Source organism: Larsenimonas suaedae (assembly GCF_023712105.1).
Taxonomy (GTDB): Bacteria; Pseudomonadota; Gammaproteobacteria; order Pseudomonadales; family Halomonadaceae; genus Larsenimonas; species Larsenimonas suaedae.
Genome location: NZ_JAMLJI010000004.1, coordinates 162,750 through 180,892 on the forward strand (window position 1 = coordinate 162,750; position 18,143 = coordinate 180,892).

The window sequence follows — 18,143 nt, forward strand, 5'->3', positions numbered from 1 at the left end:
CCGTGTGGGTCGCATGGACTGTCTCTGTACACAAAGTCGAATAGTTAACTTGTTAATAAAAACTTAGCGTGATTGGCATTCAAAACGCAGCGGTTATTGGCGACGCCTTGCAAGGCACGGTTACTGCGAGGCCGCTGACGCCGATTCCGTTTATCCCTTTTTCGTGGAGGTCACATGACTACGCCGCTGACAGCTCGCCCCGCCCCCGTGGCAGATTGGGTCGATATCAAGACGCTTTATGACGATCCGTACCCGATCTACGAGCGCCTTCGTCGTGAGGGCGGTGTGCACTGGGTGCCAAGCGTCAATCGCTATCTGATCACAAGCTACGAGGCCGTGATTGCCACCGAGCATGATCAGGAAACGTTTTCGGCCAATGAAACGGACTCGCTGCAGATTCGGGCCATGGGGCATTCGATGCTGCGCCGTGACGATCCCGAGCACTACCGCGAGCGCCGACAGTGGCAGAGCGTGTTCAAGCCAAACGCTGTCAAAAACGTCTGGACGCAGACCTTTCACGAAAAGGGCCGTGAGCAGCTGGCCCGCTTGATCGACAAGGGGCCGGGGGCGGATCTGATCTGGGATTTTTCGGCGCCCTTCGCGGCGGAGTGCCTCAAATCACTGCTCGGGCTTTATAACGCCTCGGCCGAGGATCTGCAGCGCTGGTCGCAGACCCTGATCGACGCCACCGGCAACTACGCCGATGACCCCGACGTGTGGGCCGCCGGCAAGCGCTCGTTCGATGAGGTCGATGTGGCACTTGATGAGATGCTCGAGTGGCACCTCCATAACCGTGATCACTCGCTGCTGTCGTCGCTGTTGTCCTCACCCGAAGAGCAGATGCCGATTGAAAAGATTCGCGCCAACATCAAGATGAGCATCGGCGGCGGGCTGAACGAGCCGCGTGATGCCCTTGGTGTGGCGGCGTGGGCGATGCTGACTCACCCAGACCAGCGCAAGGCGGTAGAGCGCGACCCGGCGCTCTGGTCGACGGTGTTCGATGAGACCATTCGCTGGATTGCCCCCATCGGGCTTTATTCGCGTCAGACCACCAAAAGGACCGTGCTGGCCGGGGTCGAGCTGCCCGCGGGCGCACGTCTTGGCATCTGTATTCTCTCGGCCAACCGCGATGAGTCGATCTGGGACCGTGCAGATGAGTTCGACATTCACCGCGAGGTGAAACCGCATCTGGCGTTCAGCAAGGGCACGCATGTGTGTCTCGGCGCGCGGGCGGCGCGGGCCGAAGTGGCCGATGTAGCGCTTCCGCTGCTGTTTGGTCATCTAAACGGGCTGTCGATCGATCCTGATAACGCCCCAGCCGTCGGGGGCTGGGTGTTTCGCGGCATGCTGTCGCTGCCGGCGACCTGGCATGACGTCAAGCCGCTCGACGCGGGGCCGGTCTCCGTTGCGGTCGGGGGCGTCACGCCCTCGCAGACGGAAACCGAGGCGTGCCCGCACGTGGCCATTGTCGGCTCTGGGCCGGCGGGCTGTTTCACTGCCAGGGAGCTTTCGCGGCGTCTGCCCGGTGCCCGTATTGATCTGATCGACCGGCTGCCGGTGCCCTATGGGCTGCTTCGCTACGGTGTCGCTGGCGATCACCAGGGCACCAAGGCGGTGGCACGCCAGTTTGACCGTTTGTTCGATTCCCCCAACGTGCGCTTTGTCGGTAACACCACCATCGGCGATCAGGTCGCCTTTGAGGATCTGCGCGCCGGCTACGATGCGGTGGTGCTGGCAAGTGGGGTGCACGCCGACCGGGCGCTCGGTATTCCGGGCGAGACGCTTACCGGGGTCTGGGGCGCGGGCGGCATCACCCGAAGGCTCAACGGCCACCCGAATGAAACCGAGACCCCGACCCTAGGTCGGCGTGTGGCGATTGTCGGGCAGGGCAATGTGGCCATCGACGTGCTGCGGCTGCTGTCGGTTCGGTCAAAAGACCTCGAGGGCAGCGATATTGACGAGGCCGTGCACGGGGCGCTGACGCGCGACATCGATACGCTTCACATCATCGGGCGCTCGAGCGCCGAAAAGGCGCGCTTCGACCCGGTCATGATTCGCGAACTGGGCCGCTTCTCGGGCATTCGCCACTGCGTGCATGGCGTCGAGCTTGACCGCGTGCCGGAAGGCAAGGATGCCCGATTGGACGCCTTGCGCACGCTGCCGGGCGTCGCGGGTGTCGAGGTCGACGGTACCGTGCGCATGAAAGTTGACTGGTGGTTCGAGACGGTGCCCGAGCAGATCGACGGGCAGGCGAAGGTCGAAGGCGTGGCGCTGCGTCACGGCGGCGACGTCGTCTCGCTTGAGGTGGACTCGGTCGTTACCGCCATCGGTTTTGTGCCCGACCCGGAAAATGCCATTTCCAGGGCACTGGCTGAGCTTCCGAGCGCGTCCGAGAGTGGGCGTATCGAAGCCGGGCTGTATCTGGCCGGTTGGCTGCGCCGCAGCGCCCGCGGCACGATCCCTGACCAGCGCACCGATGCCCGGGCGCTGGCCGGGGTGATCGGCGCCGACATCGCCTCCGGCGACATTGCCTGTACGCGACAAGGGCTTGCGCCGCATGTGGAGGCCACCGACATCGATGGCTGGCGGCGGATCGATCAGCGCGAGCGCAGCGACGCCACGCCCGACCGCGTACGCACCAAGCTGTGCACGTTCGAGGCGCTTTTAAGCTCGGCGCGGGACACCTCGATCGTCATCGATCGGGCGACCGACGGGGCGGCCGGTGAGGGCGACAGTCTGGGGGATCTCTCGGTCAGCATTCTATTTGGCACCGAATCCGGCAACGCCGAGCTTGTCGCCGAGGAGCTCGAGCAGGCGCTTGAAGGCCGCTGCACGGTGGACATCGCCGATCTGGGAGACATTGAGCCGGACGATCTTGCCCCCGAGCGGTTTTACCTCATCATCTGTTCGACCTACGGCGACGGCGACGTGCCGGGCGGGGCGAATGCGTTCTATCAGGCGCTGCGTGAGCGCGCACCGGACCTTGAAGGCATTCGCTTTGCAAGTTTTGGGCTTGGCGACAGCAGCTACGCCAAGACCTACTCCCGGGGCAGTGAGCTGCTTACCGAGGCGTTGACTGCCTGCGGTGCAAGGCGCATCGGTGAGTACGGCCGCCATGATGCCAGCGGGTCGCTGTCGGCGTCCGATGTGGCGCTTGATTGGGCCGAGGGCGTGTTGGTTCTGGCGGCGAGCGAGTCTTCGACGCCCGCGTAAGCGCGGCTGCCGATTGCGTTGTTATCATATTAACGTCTAATCATTAATTTATTAATGAGTTGGTAGACTGAGCGCCCGGTGACCGACAAGAGGCGATCTCATGACACCACGTATGACCCGCGGCGCGCTCAAGCACTGCCAGCGTGTGCTGCTGCTCGGGGTCGGCCTGGCCCTCGGGGCGGCAAGCCCGTCGGCGTCGGCCGTGACCACGCTTCGCATCACGCACTTTCTGCCCGCGGTTGCAAGCGTGCAGCGTCAGGTGCTCGACCCCTGGTGCGATGAGCTTGAAGCGCGTTCAGGTCACGAGATTCGCTGCCAGATCTACCCCTCGATGCAGCTCGGGGGGATTCCCTCTCAACTGCCCGACATGGTGCGAAACGGCGTGGTGGACATCGCCTGGACGGCGCTTGGCTACTCCGCCGGGCGCTTTCCTCGAAGCGAGGCGCTGGAGCTTCCGTTCATGCTGCCCGCCGGCGGCGACGAGGGCAGCCGAATCGCCTGGGCCTTTACCCAGGGGCCGGCGCGCAAGGATTTCGCCGACTACCACGTACTGGCCGTGCACAGCGACGGCGGTGCGGTTTTCCATTCACGCGATACGCTCATTTACGACGCTGCCGACATGGCCGGGCTGAAGCTTCGCGCGCCGACCCGAATGGCGTCTCGAATGATCGATGCGCTTGGTGCCTCGGCGGTCAGCATGCCGCCGGCCCAGATTGCCGACACCCTCGCCAAGGGCGTGATCAACGGCGCCTCGGCCGGGTGGGAGGTGGTGCCGCCGACCAAGCTCGATGAAGTCACCCGCTATCACACCGAACCGGCCGCGCATCAGGCAACCCCCACCGTGACCGTACTGGCGTTTCTGATGAACAAGCAAAGCTATGAGCGCCTGCCCGACAAGGCCCGAGCGGCGCTGGACGCACTCAGCGGCGAGGGGCTCTCGCGTCGGTTCGGCAAGGCCTGGGACGATGCCATCGTCCGTGTGCGTGCCAAGGTCAAAAACGACCCCGACCAGACTGTCATCACCCTTGATGATGCGGCCTATAACGGCATGCGTGACGCCTCGCGCTCGGTGACCGAGGACTGGATGGCCTCACGCGAGGGCGGGGTCGACCGGGCGGCACTGGTGCGCGCACTTGAAGCGCTCGTCGAACAAAAAGAGCCGGCGCTTGAGTGACGCCGCGCGGCTGGCCCGGCCGGCAGGGCTTAAATGAGATGAAGCGCTTTCGGATGAGATGAAGCGCTTTCGGGAGACAGACATGATCAAACCGTTACTCACGCGCCTCGCGGCCGGACTTGCGCTGGTGGGCGGGCTACTGCTGCTCGGCGCCATTGCGCTTTCGCTGACCTCGATGGTCGGGCGCAGGCTCTGGGCTGCTCCCATCACCGGCGACATGGAGCTTTTGCAAATGACGATGGCGGTGGCGGTGGCCTGCTTTTTGCCGCTGTGTGAAATCAACGACCGCCACATTCGGGTGGATATCGTCGCAACGGTATTGCCGGCCGGCGTCAATCGCGCGCTGCTGGTGATCTCGCATTTGATGCTGGCCTGCGTCAGTGCGCTGCTTTTGTGGCGTACGGCGCTGATGACGCAGGACAGTTTTCTTTTTAACGCGCAAAGCGTGCAGCTTGGCCTGCCCGAAGGGGCCTTTCAGGTTGCGATGCTGCCGGGGCTTACCCTGATGAGCGTGTGTGCGCTGTATCAGAGCGTGCATCACTTGATCCGCGAGGACGCGCCAGCGCTGATCGAGGAGGAGGGCCTTTAATGGAAGGACTGACGATGGGCGCGGTGGCGCTTGGCGTGATGCTGTTGCTGCTTGGCTGCCGCCTGCATGTGGGGGTAGGGATGCTGCTGGCCGGCGCCCTGTGTTATCTGCTGGTCTACGGCGATGTTCACGCGCTGCTCTATACCCTTAACAATCTGGTCTACGCGCGGTTCTCAAGCTATGACCTGGCAGTGATCCCGATTTTTGTGTTGATGGGTCAGTTCGCGATTCACGGTGGACTCTCGGCGACGCTCTTTCAGGCCAGTGCCAAGTGGATCGGCCACTGGCGGGGCGGGCTTGCGATGTCGGCGGCCGGGGCCTGTGCGGGTTTCGGTGCCATCTGCGGCTCCTCGCTTGCCACCGCCACCACCATGAGTCAGGTGGCGCTGCCGGAGCTTGAGCGTCACCGCTACACCAAGCGGCTGGCCACCGGCACCATCGCCGCCGCAGGCACGCTTGGCATCCTGATTCCGCCATCGGTGCCGCTGATCGTCTACGCCGTGCTGACCCACACCTCGATCGCGACGCTGTTCATGGCGGCGGTGCTGCCGGGGCTGGTGGCGGTGGTGGGCTACTTCGCGGTGATTCGGCTGATGGCGGTGCGCTCGATGACGGATGTCGAGGCATCACCCCGCTACTCGTGGGCCGAGCGGCTGGCGAGTCTTCGGGACATCGCGCCGGTGCTGGTGATCTTCATCGTGGTGATCTTCGGGCTGTATGGCGGCTGGGCGAACCTGACCGAGGCGGCCTCGCTCGGGGCGGCGGCCTGTGGCGTTTATGCCCTGTGGCGCGGCATGCGCTGGGCCGGGCTTTACAAGAGCCTGGTGGGCACCGCAGAGGCGAGCGCGATGATCTATCTGGTGGTGATCGGGGCCGATCTCCTGAACAGTGGGCTGGCGCTCGGCCAACTGCCGGCGGCGCTGGCCGAGTGGGTGCTTGGCAGCGGCCTTGCCCCGCTTGCAGTGCTTTTGGTGATTCTCGCGATCTATCTGGTGCTTGGCTGCATGATGGATTCGCTGTCGATGATTCTGCTGACCATTCCGATCTTCTTCCCGATCATCATGCAGCTCGATCTTTTCGGCCTGACCGGGCCGGAAAAGGCGATCTGGTTCGGAATCGTTGCGCTGATGGTGGTGGAAATCGGGCTGATTACGCCGCCAATGGGGATGAATCTGTTCATCGTGCAGAAGTACAGCCACAACACCTCACTTGGCACGGTCAGTCGCGGCATCGTGCCGTTTCTGGGCGCGGACATGGTGCGCATCGCGGTGGTGGTGTTCGTGCCGGCGCTCTCGCTGGTGTGGCTCGGTTAGCCGTTCAAGCGTCACCCCGAAACGACCGGCCTTCGCGCCGGTCGTTGTCGTTTGGATCGGTCTTTTGTTCAGGCCGGCGTGTGGATCGGCATTCGGGCCGGCCTTTCGGGCGAGGCGGCAGGGCCGGGCAGGTTTTCGTCAAGGGCAGACAAGAGCGGCGAGGGCCGGCTCGCTAGCCTGTGACGAGCGGCCTGTGTCACGGCATCAAGGCCCATTCAGGCGACATCGAACAATAAGCACCGACACAACGACTCACGCACCAACACCACGACGCACGCACCAACACAACAATAAGGGACGACTGCCTCATGACTACGACACGCTACCGCCCCGTGCTGCCGACGCTCGCCGCCAGCACGATCATCACGCTGACGCTCTGTGGCAATGCCTCGGCGCTCGAGCTTTATGACAACGCAAAGACCAAGATCAACCTGAACGTCACCGGGGTGGCGGGGGCGTTTCACAGTCAGAAAGGGTATGCCCAGTCGGAGACGGCCGAGGCGGGCGGCCGGGACTGGCAGGAAGGCTTCATCAAGTACGGCCTTGATGCCACCCATACGCTGTCCCCCACGGCGGGTTCGCTCTACGCCAATGTGGCCTGGACCTCGAGCGGCACATGGGGCCAGGGCGACGCGGCAGGATTCACGACCGGCGATGAGCGGCGAACGCATCTTGAGGACCTCGCCGTTGGCTGGAAATCCGGCGAGCTGATTCCAGCGCTTGGCACCGACGGGCTCGATGTGTCGGTGGGTCGTCAATACATTCAGGTCGGCGACGGGTTCTTGATTTCAGGCGACTCGCTCAATTTCGGCGAGGGGGTGCTTGGCGGTGATCTGGACCGTGGCGGAGCCTACTATCTTGCCGCGCGGCAGTCCTTTGAGAAGACCGCCGTGGTGAGACTCGGCGGCGATACGGGCTGGCGGGGCGATCTGATGTGGCTCAAATCCGGTAACCGGGCGCAGGCCAAACCCGAGATGGCGGTGGGCACGCTCGAGCACGTGACCGATGACGCAACGCTCGGGGCGACCTACATCAAGGTGCTCGATACCGACCGCGATTTCGCGTTTCTCTACCCGGACCGGGAAGACACCAGGGTCTATAGCGTCTACGGCCACGGCAATGCCGGGGTCGAGAACCTGTTTTTGGCCGGTCAGTTCGCCTGGCAGGAAAAAGGCAACGGTGCCGATGAAAACGCCTGGTACGCGGAAGCCGGCTGGACGTTCAGTGATCTGGCCTGGTCGCCCTACGTGAGCTACCGCTTCAGCCGGTTCTCCGACGGCTATGACCCGCTGTTCTACGGCAACGGCCGTGCGCTCGGCACCTGGTTCCAGGGCGAGGTGGCGGCGAACTACGCAGGCCCCTTCGCCACCAACGCCCGCATTCATCAGGTCACGTTGTCACTCACGCCTGCCGATAATCTAGGTCTTGGCTTGCTGGCGTACCGCTTCGATACCCTCGATACCAATCAGGGGCCGAACCTTGATGGTAACGAGATCGACCTCTATGGCACCTGGACGATCAACGACCATTGGTGGGTGATGCCGCTCGTTGGCCGTTACGACCCGGACTCCCCCGCCTCACGCGGCGGGTCACAGCTTGGCGGCAGTGGCTCGAACTACTACACCCAGCTGTTGGTCGGGTTTAATTTCTGATCGGGCAAGGCACGCGCCCTAAGGGACAAACCTCGGCAGACAGCGTCATGCACCCGGCAGCCACTGGCAAGTCGTCGGGTGCGTGGCGCATTAGCCTAACGATATACAGCTCTTTTCAACACAGAACCGCTGTTTGACGTCGAGTTTCTCACGCGTTGCTGGTGGCACCCGGTACTGGGTGGCCCTTGAATGGCGCACCGCTCGATGCTCAATCGCGCAGGAGATCGCTCATGAGTCAGGACACTGCATCACAGGCCGTACAGGACTTCTTAACGCGGGCGACGGGCTCGTTCATCGATGGCGCCTTTTTGAGTGAAGGCAACGCCCGCGATGTGCTGGACCCCTCGACCGGCAAGCCGCTGACCCAGGTGGCCGAAGGCGACGCCGCGCTTGCAGACCGCGCAGTTGCCTTGACCAAGGAAAGCTTCGAGGACGGCCGCTGGAGCAGCATGACCCCGGCGGCGCGTGAGCGCATTCTGCTGCGTTTTGCCGATCTTCTGGAGGCGAACGCCGACGAACTCGCCCAGATCGAAACCCTCAACCAGGGCAAGTCGATCAACATCGCCCGTGGCGTCGATGTCGGCTTCTCGATCGATTTCATCCGCTACATGGCCGGGTGGACCACCAAGCTCGAGGGCAGCACCCGCGAAGTGTCCATCGGCATGCCGGAAGGCGCGAAGTTCAACGTTTATACCCTGCGTCAGCCCATTGGCGTCGTGGCGGCCATCGTTCCGTGGAACTTCCCGATGATGATTGCGCTCTGGAAGCTGGTGCCGGCACTGGCGGCAGGCTGCACGGTCGTGCTCAAGCCCGCCTCCGAGACGCCCTTGAGCGTTCTGCGCCTGGCTGAACTCGCAATCGAGGCCGGTGTGCCGAAGGGCGTGTTCAACGTGGTGCTGGGTTCCGGGTCAACGGTCGGCACGCGTCTGTCCGAGCATCCGGACGTCAAGAAGGTCACGTTCACCGGCAGCACCGAAATCGGCAAGCAGATCGGTCATGCGGCGGTCGAGCACATGGCGCACTTCTCGCTGGAACTGGGTGGCAAGAACCCGATGCTGGTGCTTGAAGACGCCGACGTCGAAAAGGCGGTCAACGGTGCGCTGATGGGCGGGCTGATCAATCAGGGGCAGGTCTGTGCGGCCGCGTCGCGCTTTTATGTGCATCGAAGCATTCATGACGCCTTCTGCGAGCAGCTCGCCAAGGCCGTCGATTCCATGCACGCAGGCCCCGGCATCGATCCCGACGCGCAGGTCAATCCGCTGGTGTCCAAGCGTCAGCAGGACAGCGTTCAGGGCTACATCGACCGCGCGCGCGATCAGGGCGCCAAGGTGCATGTCGGCAACAAGGTACCAACTGAGGGCTTCTACGTGTCGCCCACCGTGGTCAGTGGTGCGACCCATGACATGGAAATCGCGCGGGAAGAGGTGTTTGGCCCGGTGTTGACCGTGATTGCCTTCGACGACGAGGAAGACGCGCTTAAAATGGTCAATGACAGCGACCTGGGCCTGGCTGCGAGCCTCTGGACCGAGAGCCTATCCAAGGCGATGGCGATGACACCACGCATCGAGGCCGGCACCGTCTGGGTCAACACCCACGTGACGCTTGACCCGGCCATGCCGTTTGGCGGCCTCAAGATGTCGGGCATTGGCAAGGAATTCGGCCCGGAAGCGGTCAACGCCTACACCGAACTCAAATCAATCTGCATCGCGTACTGACCATGTCTCGAGCCGGCCCCGATCGTTTGTTCGGGTGCCGGCCCGAACCCGGCTTGAACCCGACTCGAATATAGGTGGCGGCTCAGGTCGCGACCTCATGTAGCGCAGGTTATGCACTTTGCTGGTGCAGCACCTCGATGCCTCTCGTCTTTCTCGTCTCGCCGCCCGTCTCTTTACTCAGGTCAGCGTCATCTCTTGGCTCAGGTCAGCGTCATCTCTTCGATCAGGCCGCGCTTTGGTCTCAGGCCGCGTATTCCAGACGTGCCCGGCGGTATTCCCGCGGTGAACTTTGGAACTCGCGCTTGAAGGAGCGGCTGAAGTGCGCTGAATCGGTGAAGCCCCATTTATAGGCGATCTGGGTGATCGAGCGCTTGACCAGAATCGGGCTTGCCAGTTCCTCGGCGCAGCGCGCCAACCGGCGGCGCTGAACGTAGCGGCATACGGTTTCACCGTGCTGTTCGAACAGACGGTAGAGCTGGCGTACCGACATGTGAAAGGCCGCGGCCAGACGCTCCGGGCCGAGGTCGTCTTCATGCAGGTGCTGATCGATGAACTGCTGCACGCAGATGAACAGCGTGCCATCGGCCGGTTCCATGAAGGATGGGGTAAGCGCCTGATGCTGGTGGATGGCCGGCAACAGCGCGACCAGCGACTCCGAGACGCCGCGTTCACGCGCCTCGGTCGCGGCCAGCGGCTCGGTGATCATCCGATTGACCACCAGCTGCAGGATCTGACTGCTGGCGCAGTCTGCGGTGATCTTCATGAACGGAATCTTGGTATCGCCGAAGCGCTTGGCGACCGCACTGCGACATAGATGCAGTGAATCGTGCTCGATCAGGCCGTGGGGGATGATGTCGCAGGCCTCGACCGAATCCATCAGCGCCATTTCGCCGGGGCGCAATGTGATGGCGACGTCGTTTTGAATCAGGGTGGCGTGCCCCTGTTTTTGCACCACCAGGAAACAGAAACGGTCCTCATCGCGGTGTTGCGGGCGACGATTGGTAATCTTTTCTGCGTTCGTGACGATGTTTGCAATATCGATTCCGCCATTGGAGCGGCTTGAAACACTGCCCTGAAAGCTTCGGCGGTCTCTGGGTTTGGAATCGAAATTGCCACATGTTTGCCTTACGGCGCCAAGCCAGGCATCGAACGACAGCGAGGTTGCATTCGTGGTTAGCATTGGGTCACCATATTCATTAACATTTTAATGGTTCAATCGACTCTAAAGAAAAAAACGAACCGACACCACCATCCATTGGTCAAGCACACCCTTGGTCGAATGGAGGGGGGGTAGCAATAATGCAAACTTCATGCCATGACCACGAGCGATGCGCCCGAAGGAGTCATTCATGACCATTACACTGCATCACTGCCTTGATGCCACCGAGCATGCCCAGCGTCTGGACGGCTGGCAGCAGGAATCCAGCCAGATCGAGGCCGGCTGTTTTTCCGGCGAGATCGTGGATGTTGTCAGCCGCGAGGTGCGTCTTTTCCGGGAAAGCGCCAATCTGGAGCTGTCTCAGCGCATGCATTTTCCCGAGTCGCAGTGGCACCTGGTCACGCCGATACGCTGGTCCAACAGTGACCTGTACAGCAGCGACGCGGTGACCGTGTTGCCAAGCTGTGACCAGTTCTGGAGTGTGGCGCCATCGAACTACGACCTGTTGGTGGCCTCCATCGACCGAAGCCGACACCCCTGGCTTGGCCGCGATGAGCATCGCTTGCGCCGGCTCGAGGTGCCGAAGGAGCTTTTGAATCAGGTGCGCGGGCAGTGGCAGGGCATGACCGATTACCTGCGCCAGCGCCCCGCCCACGAGCTGATGACGCCGACGCTTCAGCAGTCGCTGATGCGCCAGCTCGAGGACAGCATCGAGCTACTGTTGAGTGAGTGTGTGCTGGCCTTTGAGCCGGACGTCAGCAACTATCGCACCCGGCGCTACATTGTCGACCGCTGCCAGGCGTTGCTGCGCAGCCAGCCCGAAGACCCACCGTCCCTGATGGCGCTGTGTGACCAGCTGAAGATTTCACGCCGGACGCTTCAATACAGTTTTCAGGCTGAAGTGGGGCAGTCACCGGTCAACTACCTGCGGGCGCTGCGGCTCAACGCGGTGCGCCGAAACCTGCTTCAAGACCCGACCCAGCGCCTGGCCGACGCCGCCGCCGGCCAGGGTTTTTTTCATCAGAGCTACTTCTGTCGCGAATACCGGCGCCTGTTTCAGGAGCTGCCTTCGGCCACCCGCGACCGGGCGCTCGAAGCGGCCCGACCGAGCGTGGCCTAGCGGTCTGCAAGTGTACGGTCGAGCTGGAACCGGCCGGCCTAGAAGCGGCCGAACCGGTAGGGGCGCGGATCGATGAGCGGCTCGCTGTTCATGACCAGATCCGCCGCAAGCTGACCGGCGGCCGGCGAGGTTCCGAACCCGTGGCCGGAGAAGCCGGTGGCAAGCGTCAGCCCCGGAACGCCGGGCACGGCATCGATGACCGGGTTTGAATCCGGCGTAATGTCGATCATCCCCGCCCAGGACTCTTCCACGCTCATGTTCTCGAATGCAGGCCAGGCCGCGGACAGGTTGCGATACGCCTCATCATTGAGCTTTTGGTTGATCGGCGGGTCGATGGTGCGCACCTGTTCGAACGGCGATTTGCCGTTTTTCCAGCGCCGCGGCATCGTCAGATCCCGCCAGAAATGCTTGCCCATCGAGATCTGCATCAGCCCCCACTGCGCGCGCAGTGCGCTCAGATACTTCGAGCCGACCAGCAGGTGATCGAGTGTGAGCGGGGCGTCCAGCGCGCCGCGCTGGGTCACGATAAACCCGCCATCCTTGTGTTTTCTGAACGAGAAGTCCGGCCCGCCGACGGCGGCGTCAGTGGGGCCGTTCATGGCGGTGGTACGAACCACCGACAGAATCAGAGGCAGCGTCGGCAGCGAAATACCGATGTTGCCCAGAAACCGTCGGGAGCCCATGCCGCCGGCCAGCAGAACCTGATCGCAGCGAATCTCGCCGCGCTCGGTCACAACGCCACTGACCTTGCCGCCGGCGCGGGTGAGGTTGCGCACCGCGCAGTGCTCGACAATTACCGCACCGCGCTTGATGGCGGCGCGGGCGATGGCGCTGGAGGCAAGCGTCGGCTCGGCGCAGCCGTCGGACGGCGTGAAAATGGCCCCGGCCCAGTCGCCGCGACCGCCCGGCACCTGCGCATCGACCTCGCGTGCGCTCAGAATTTTCGAATCAAGCGACAGGCTCGAGACCGACTTGAGCCAGGCTTCGTGCACGGCGAGCTGATCCGGCGTGCGCGAGAGAAACATGATGCCGGACTGGCGATAGCCGACATCGCCTCCGGTACGCTCATTCATCGTGGCCCACAGCCGGTCGGAGGCCAGCGCCAGTGGCACATCCTCCTTGTGCCGGCTGGTCTTTCGAATCCAGCCCAGGTTGCGGGAAGACTGTTCGCCGGCGATGCGGCCCTTTTCCAGAACCGTGACGGAGACGCCGCGCTCGGCGAGCGTCAGGGCGGCGGTCAGGCCGATGATGCCGCCCCCGATGATGACCACGGTGGTCGATTCGGGAAAATCAGTGGAAGTCTCGACGGGTGCGATTTTCGGTGCCATGAACGCGTCCTGATCGGTCGGTGACCCAACGCAGTACGACCGGACAGGCCGGTCGTACTGCGTTGACTCGAAGTTAAGGGGGCAAACGCTGCCTCACTGAGCGGAGGTGTCGATCCGGGTGGTTTCGGCGCGGCCGGCGCCACGGTACGCGGTCACTTCCAGCTCGACCTTGTAGACCTCAGAGCCGAGCGGCGGGCAGGTCACGGTGATGACCGGGTCAACGCCGCGCATGGTTTCGCCGAACAGCGTCATGACGGTTTCGGTGTCGGCCGGGTTCTGAATGAATATTTTCGCGGACACCACATCGGCAAGGTTACTGTCGACGGCGGCAAGGCCGCGCTCGATGTTGGCAAACACCTGCTTCAACTGCTCGCTGACGTCGTCGGGAATTTCCTTGGTGTCCGGGTTGCGCCCGGCGGTATTGGATACAAGGATCCAGTTATCTACAGCCACCACGCGAGAATAGCTGGCGTGGTCTTCGAATTTGGAACCGGTCTTGACCTTGGTAATCGTCGTCATTGGACTGCGCTCGTTTTGATATCGATGAAGGGGCGGGCACCGGCGCACGGCGCGGTGCCCGCAGGTTGGGCGAGCGGCGCTTACTTGAGCGCGGGCTCGTCCCACAGATTGAGGGATACGCCGATGCCCTGTTCCACGGCCTTGCGGTAGACAACCGTTGCCCAGGCGACGTCCTCGACCGGCATGCCGCCGACCGACATCATGATGATTTCGTCGTCGCTCTGACGCCCCGGGCTATCGCCGGAGACGATCGCGCCGAGGTCTTCAAGCGCGCTGGCCTCAAGCGTACCGGCGTGAATCATGTCCATGAACTTTACACCGACCAGCGGAATGCAGTTGTGCGCGGGCTTGGGGACTTCCTCGTACCAGGCTTCATACAGGCCGGTGTCATCGAGTACCTTGCGTACGTCCGGCGCTTCCATGCCGGCATCGAAGTTGCACGGCGCGGGCATGGCCAGAAACGCACCGGGCTTGACCCACTCACGTTTGACCATCGGGTACTTGTCCGGGTTGCCGACTTCGCCGGAGGCGCAGTAGGTCACGATGTCGGCATCGCGTACTACCGCTTCTTCGGTGTCGACGATCTCGACGCTGACCTGCGGGTAGTGCTCGCTTGCCCACTCGACAAAGCCGGTGATGTTCTTCTCGCTGCGGCCCTTGAGCTTGATGGTGTCGATGTCAGGGCAGACCGCCATGAACGCCGCCACGCTGGTACGACCCATCACGCCCGGGCCCAGAAGGCCAATGACGCGGGAATCCTTGCGCGCCAGATGGCGGGCGCCAACGCCTGGCACCGCGCCGGTGCGGTAGGCCGACAGCAGGTTCGCTGACATGTACGCCAGCGGTGCGGCGGTGTCGGGGTCGGTCAGCGTGAACATCAGAATCGAGCGGGGCAGGCCCTTTTCGCGGTTGGCGATGTTGGAGCCGTACCACTTCACGCCGGAGGTGCAGAAGCTGCCGCCTAAATAGGCCGGCATCGCCATCATGCGGCGATCCGCGGTCGGCTTCGGCATGGTCGGAAAGGGCGATTCTTCCGGGAACATGATCATCGCGCCGTGGGAGTCATTGTTCGGCCCGGCCATGCGGTAATCACCGATGTGCAGCAGGTGGAAGACCTCTTCCATGGTGTCCACACAGGCGGCCATGTCGGTAACGCCGGCCCGGATCATGTCCTGCTCGGAGAGGTAGATGAAATCGATCTTGGTATTGTTGTTCATTGTGCGCGTCCCTCAACGAATGCGTGTTCGAATGCGATGCATTCCATAGTGCGTATCGGCACGCGAAGGCGTTAGCACAGATCGGCAACTCGATGACAAACGTCGACCAATGGCTAAACGAGCGGGCGTACTCCAATACACCAGCGCCCGTTTGCCATTAGGTTAAAGCCCTTAAATTCAGTTGGTTAGGGTGTTTGTGACGTGGCACAGGCGCAAGAAACGCCCCGCCAGCTCACCACGCCGATACTGCGTACCCGCTCAGCGAACGCCAGCGCGGTAGCTGTCCGGCTCGAGCCAGAGTTGCCCATAGAGGTCGCCTTTCAGGCAAAAAAGCCGGGGGTTCTTGCGGAAATTGAAAAGCCGAAATAGATGGTAGTGCTCGGCGTTATCACGAGCGCACTCGAGCTCGTTGGGGGTAATGAAAAACGGGGTTTCCTTGGCAAAGGCGGTGGTTTTGACCTCGATCAATCGTTCATCACCGTTGGCGTCAAACGAGCGCACATCGAAGCCCAGCCCATCGCCTTGAGTCACGGCAACGTGCTCGACGCGCTCGGCAAGCGCCCCTTGGCCGGCCTGAGTCAGGCGGTGTTTCTCCAAGCGCACCACTAGCTGCTCACCGGCAAGGCCGAGTTCGCGGTTGCGGCGCTCCCGAGCTAAGTAATCGCGTTTTTGTGGCGTTCGCACCGTATACGCGGCGCCGGCTTCTTTGACACGCGTTTGAGGCGGGCTCGTCTCGGGCGGCTCGACGATCATTCGCTCATCCACCGTGTGCATGGCATCGATCACCGGGCGGTCGGTGGCGGAGCGTGCCGCGCGGTCAAATAGCTCTGTACTCAGCAAATAGCGCTCGACCGCCTCGACCAGACTCTGCTGATAGTTGCTTCGGGGTTTGTAGCCCTCGACGTAGGGGCAATCGGCGTCGCGCAAGACCGCGCTGATGTTGCTGTGTTTGAACTCGATCGCACCCTTGGAGCGCCCCTCGAGCTTTTCAATGAGTTTCTCGTTGAGTTTGCTCTTGGTGTAGCGCTGGCCGCTGAGTTCTGCGATGAGCATCTCGCGGTACGTAATGACGGTGGCCTCGACTTCCGCGTCACTCCAAGGTGTCGGTCGGCTCATGCTGGCGCTCATTTTTTGATCCAAATCCGTACAGTTAAAAATGGCTACGGCGCTGAAACATCATTTTTTGCGCCATCGGCTCATAAAAGATTTTGCCTTGTCGTTCAGCCCGTGTTCACTGAAGTCGCTTGAGCGTGTTTTTAGGTAACTGCCTGCGTCGCGTGCTCGCGTCAGTGTGTCGGTCAGTGCAGCGTTCAAGCGGTCGTGATCGATAAGTTGCGCAAGGCCAGGCCGATTTTTGAGTGCCTCGTTCACGGCCGTGAGTTCGCTTTGATAAGTGACAGGGTGCACGCCACACACTGTTATGACCTTGAGAGTATCCGCAAGCCGCTGCTCCGGTAAGCTTGCCGAGCTTATGGCGCGCAAGCGGGTGTCGCATTCTTCGAAAAAGAGCGCGTCATCGCTCAAGCGCCACCTAAGATATTCCCCCAACTCTCCGCGGGGCATTGATTGACTTCGCTGCTGAGACACCGTGCGTTTATGCTGCAGGGCTTCGCGCAGCCGGGCAATTAGGGCCGAGATAAGATGATGCGTCTTCGCTTCCCACTGGTGATGCGCCGCACCCTTGATCGACGTGTTTAGTCGCGTTTTTACATTGGGCGTTATCATCTGACTAAGAATCGGAGCCCCTTTGCCTAGGCAAAGGGCTCCAGCTGGGCCAAACACCCAAAAGCCTATCCCGGAGCCGGCCGCGCTCGCACCTGCAGCAAGGCCTGTTCGTATTGCGCCATCCAGTAGAATCTGTTCCAGCGTCTGACGAAAGCTGAGTTCGTTTTTCCGGTAGGCCAGTACGCCCCGGGCGGTGCTGATGATGGCCGCCATGCTAATCACATCATGATCGAGCAAATGAGCGCCGGCTGTCAGAGAGTCACGAGTGATCTGCTCGATCAGTTCGCCGCTCAAGCCATCGATGAAGAAAACTTGGTCAGCCCACTGTTCCGGTATGTGGTCTCTTAGCTCTTCGTTGGCAATGACCGGGTAGGAGTAGTGTTCGAAATGCTCGGCGATGCCGGCAGGTGTGGCGTGGAACTTGACTTGTACGGGGTGCCCGTCCACCAGTAGATCCCAGCCGGACTGGTTCGAAACCTCCGGCAGGCTGACCGTGTGACCGGCATCGATAAGTTGTGCTGCTACGGCTTGCTCGGCCACATACCCTTTTAGCTGACTCACGGCGCCAAGGCGCGCTCCGTCACTGCCGGTAAGGATGTGTTCGGCAAGCTGTGCGAAGCTCCATTCATTGTCGATAGCGTCCAGTCGCGAAAAATCGGCAGCGGCGATAACATGAGGATTGATCGCGGCCAGCGTATACAGGGCGTCTCCGAGTGTGAGCGTGGCCATCGCTGCGGCATTTTGCAGCTCAGTCGTGGCTGTACTGTTTGCTGGATGCGCTTCGTCACCGGCTTTAGGATGCTCAGAACGTAAGGGACGGGTTGAATGGCGCAGTACTGACTTAGGCGGCGCCGCAGGCGCTTGCGCATAGAGCGATCCTAGCCGACGCCATTGCTGGTAATACTTATCGAGCCCTCCCTTTGCCAGCTCGTCGTTTTTATAAAGCGTGGCAATGCACGCAAAGCAGTCCGGCAGGCGTTCGAGCCCTGAGGGGCCGCTCAGCTTGCTTTGCAAGGCAAGCATGGCCGCAACGCGCGCAGCGATGGCTGCACGTACTCGTTTAGTTGCGGAAGTGAGCAGCCAGTAGCCGCCTCCGCCCGCCACGCCCAACACCGTGATTGGATTCGAAAGTACCGAAACAAAGGACACCAACCCAGTCCCACTGACCAACGGGATGAAGGCAGAGGCTTGGGCGGCTAGTACGTAGGTTGAGAACCCGCCGGCACTGGCGCCTATACCGAACGCGCCCAATGAGCCGCCAAGCAAGAACGTGTTTCGAAGAGCGGCATCGTTATAGCGATCAGCCTCGGTCTGTTGGAGCAGCCGATCCATATCCTGAGTGCCCAGATCATCGAGTGCGGTAATGGAGCGCATGAGCAGGGTTCGCCGGTCTTCGGCGCTTGGGGCATCCTCTTCGTC

13 protein-coding genes are annotated in these 18,143 nt (G+C 62.1%); 7 read left to right on the forward strand and 6 right to left on the reverse strand.

What is annotated here, in order from left to right; translation table 11 throughout:
* The first annotated feature begins 174 nt into the window (after window positions 1-174).
* The 6 genes from NAT49_RS12425 to NAT49_RS12450 all read left to right on the forward strand — a co-directional run bounded on the left by NAT49_RS12425 (window position 175) and on the right by NAT49_RS12450 (window position 9,656).
* A complete protein-coding gene (locus NAT49_RS12425) occupies window positions 175-3,213 on the forward strand; it encodes a cytochrome P450 (RefSeq protein WP_251594679.1) in 3,039 nt (1,012 codons plus the stop codon).
* A 100-nt stretch (window positions 3,214-3,313) separates the two neighbouring features.
* Window positions 3,314-4,387: a TRAP transporter substrate-binding protein gene (locus NAT49_RS12430; RefSeq protein ID WP_251594681.1), complete on the forward strand. Its 1,074-nt coding sequence runs from the start codon at window positions 3,314-3,316 to the stop codon at window positions 4,385-4,387.
* 82 nt (window positions 4,388-4,469) lie between these two features.
* On the forward strand, window positions 4,470-4,976 hold the full coding sequence (locus NAT49_RS12435; protein WP_251594683.1) for a TRAP transporter small permease: 507 nt from the start codon (window positions 4,470-4,472) through the stop codon (window positions 4,974-4,976).
* A complete protein-coding gene (locus NAT49_RS12440; protein ID WP_251594685.1) occupies window positions 4,976-6,289 on the forward strand; it encodes a TRAP transporter large permease in 1,314 nt (437 codons plus the stop codon). The genes NAT49_RS12435 and NAT49_RS12440 overlap by 1 nt, the downstream gene beginning before the upstream one ends.
* A gap of 308 nt (window positions 6,290-6,597) precedes the next feature.
* A complete protein-coding gene (locus tag NAT49_RS12445; protein ID WP_251594687.1) occupies window positions 6,598-7,941 on the forward strand; it encodes an alginate export family protein in 1,344 nt (447 codons plus the stop codon).
* Window positions 7,942-8,171: 230 nt separating this feature from the next.
* On the forward strand, window positions 8,172-9,656 hold the full coding sequence (locus tag NAT49_RS12450) for an aldehyde dehydrogenase family protein (RefSeq protein ID WP_251594689.1): 1,485 nt from the start codon (window positions 8,172-8,174) through the stop codon (window positions 9,654-9,656).
* Window positions 9,657-9,897: 241 nt separating this feature from the next.
* Here the strand turns inward: NAT49_RS12450 and feaR are convergent, their stop codons facing one another.
* On the reverse strand, window positions 9,898-10,836 hold the full coding sequence (feaR, locus tag NAT49_RS12455) for a transcriptional regulator FeaR (protein ID WP_251594691.1): 939 nt from the start codon (window positions 10,834-10,836) through the stop codon (window positions 9,898-9,900).
* A gap of 169 nt (window positions 10,837-11,005) precedes the next feature.
* Between feaR and NAT49_RS12460 the strand changes: the two genes are divergently transcribed.
* Entirely contained in the window at window positions 11,006-11,935 is a 930-nt protein-coding gene (locus NAT49_RS12460; protein WP_251594693.1) for a helix-turn-helix domain-containing protein, read from the forward strand.
* Window positions 11,936-11,973: 38 nt separating this feature from the next.
* On the opposite strand, the gene NAT49_RS12465 is transcribed toward NAT49_RS12460, so the two are convergent.
* The 5 genes from NAT49_RS12465 to NAT49_RS12485 all read right to left on the reverse strand — a co-directional run bounded on the left by NAT49_RS12465 (window position 11,974) and on the right by NAT49_RS12485 (window position 18,098).
* On the reverse strand, window positions 11,974-13,263 hold the full coding sequence (locus NAT49_RS12465; RefSeq protein WP_251594695.1) for an NAD(P)/FAD-dependent oxidoreductase: 1,290 nt from the start codon (window positions 13,261-13,263) through the stop codon (window positions 11,974-11,976).
* Window positions 13,264-13,356: 93 nt separating this feature from the next.
* Window positions 13,357-13,782, reverse strand: coding sequence for a Rid family hydrolase (locus NAT49_RS12470; protein WP_251594697.1), 426 nt, complete (start codon window positions 13,780-13,782; stop codon window positions 13,357-13,359).
* Between the two features lie 80 nt (window positions 13,783-13,862).
* Complete coding sequence (locus NAT49_RS12475) at window positions 13,863-14,999, reverse strand: ornithine cyclodeaminase family protein (protein WP_251594699.1); 1,137 nt, start codon at window positions 14,997-14,999, stop codon at window positions 13,863-13,865.
* 258 nt (window positions 15,000-15,257) lie between these two features.
* Complete coding sequence (locus NAT49_RS12480; RefSeq protein WP_251594701.1) at window positions 15,258-16,115, reverse strand: protein NO VEIN domain-containing protein; 858 nt, start codon at window positions 16,113-16,115, stop codon at window positions 15,258-15,260.
* A 60-nt stretch (window positions 16,116-16,175) separates the two neighbouring features.
* On the reverse strand, window positions 16,176-18,098 hold the full coding sequence (locus tag NAT49_RS12485; RefSeq protein ID WP_251594703.1) for a PDDEXK-like family protein: 1,923 nt from the start codon (window positions 18,096-18,098) through the stop codon (window positions 16,176-16,178).
* Between the last annotated feature and the right edge of the window lie 45 nt (window positions 18,099-18,143).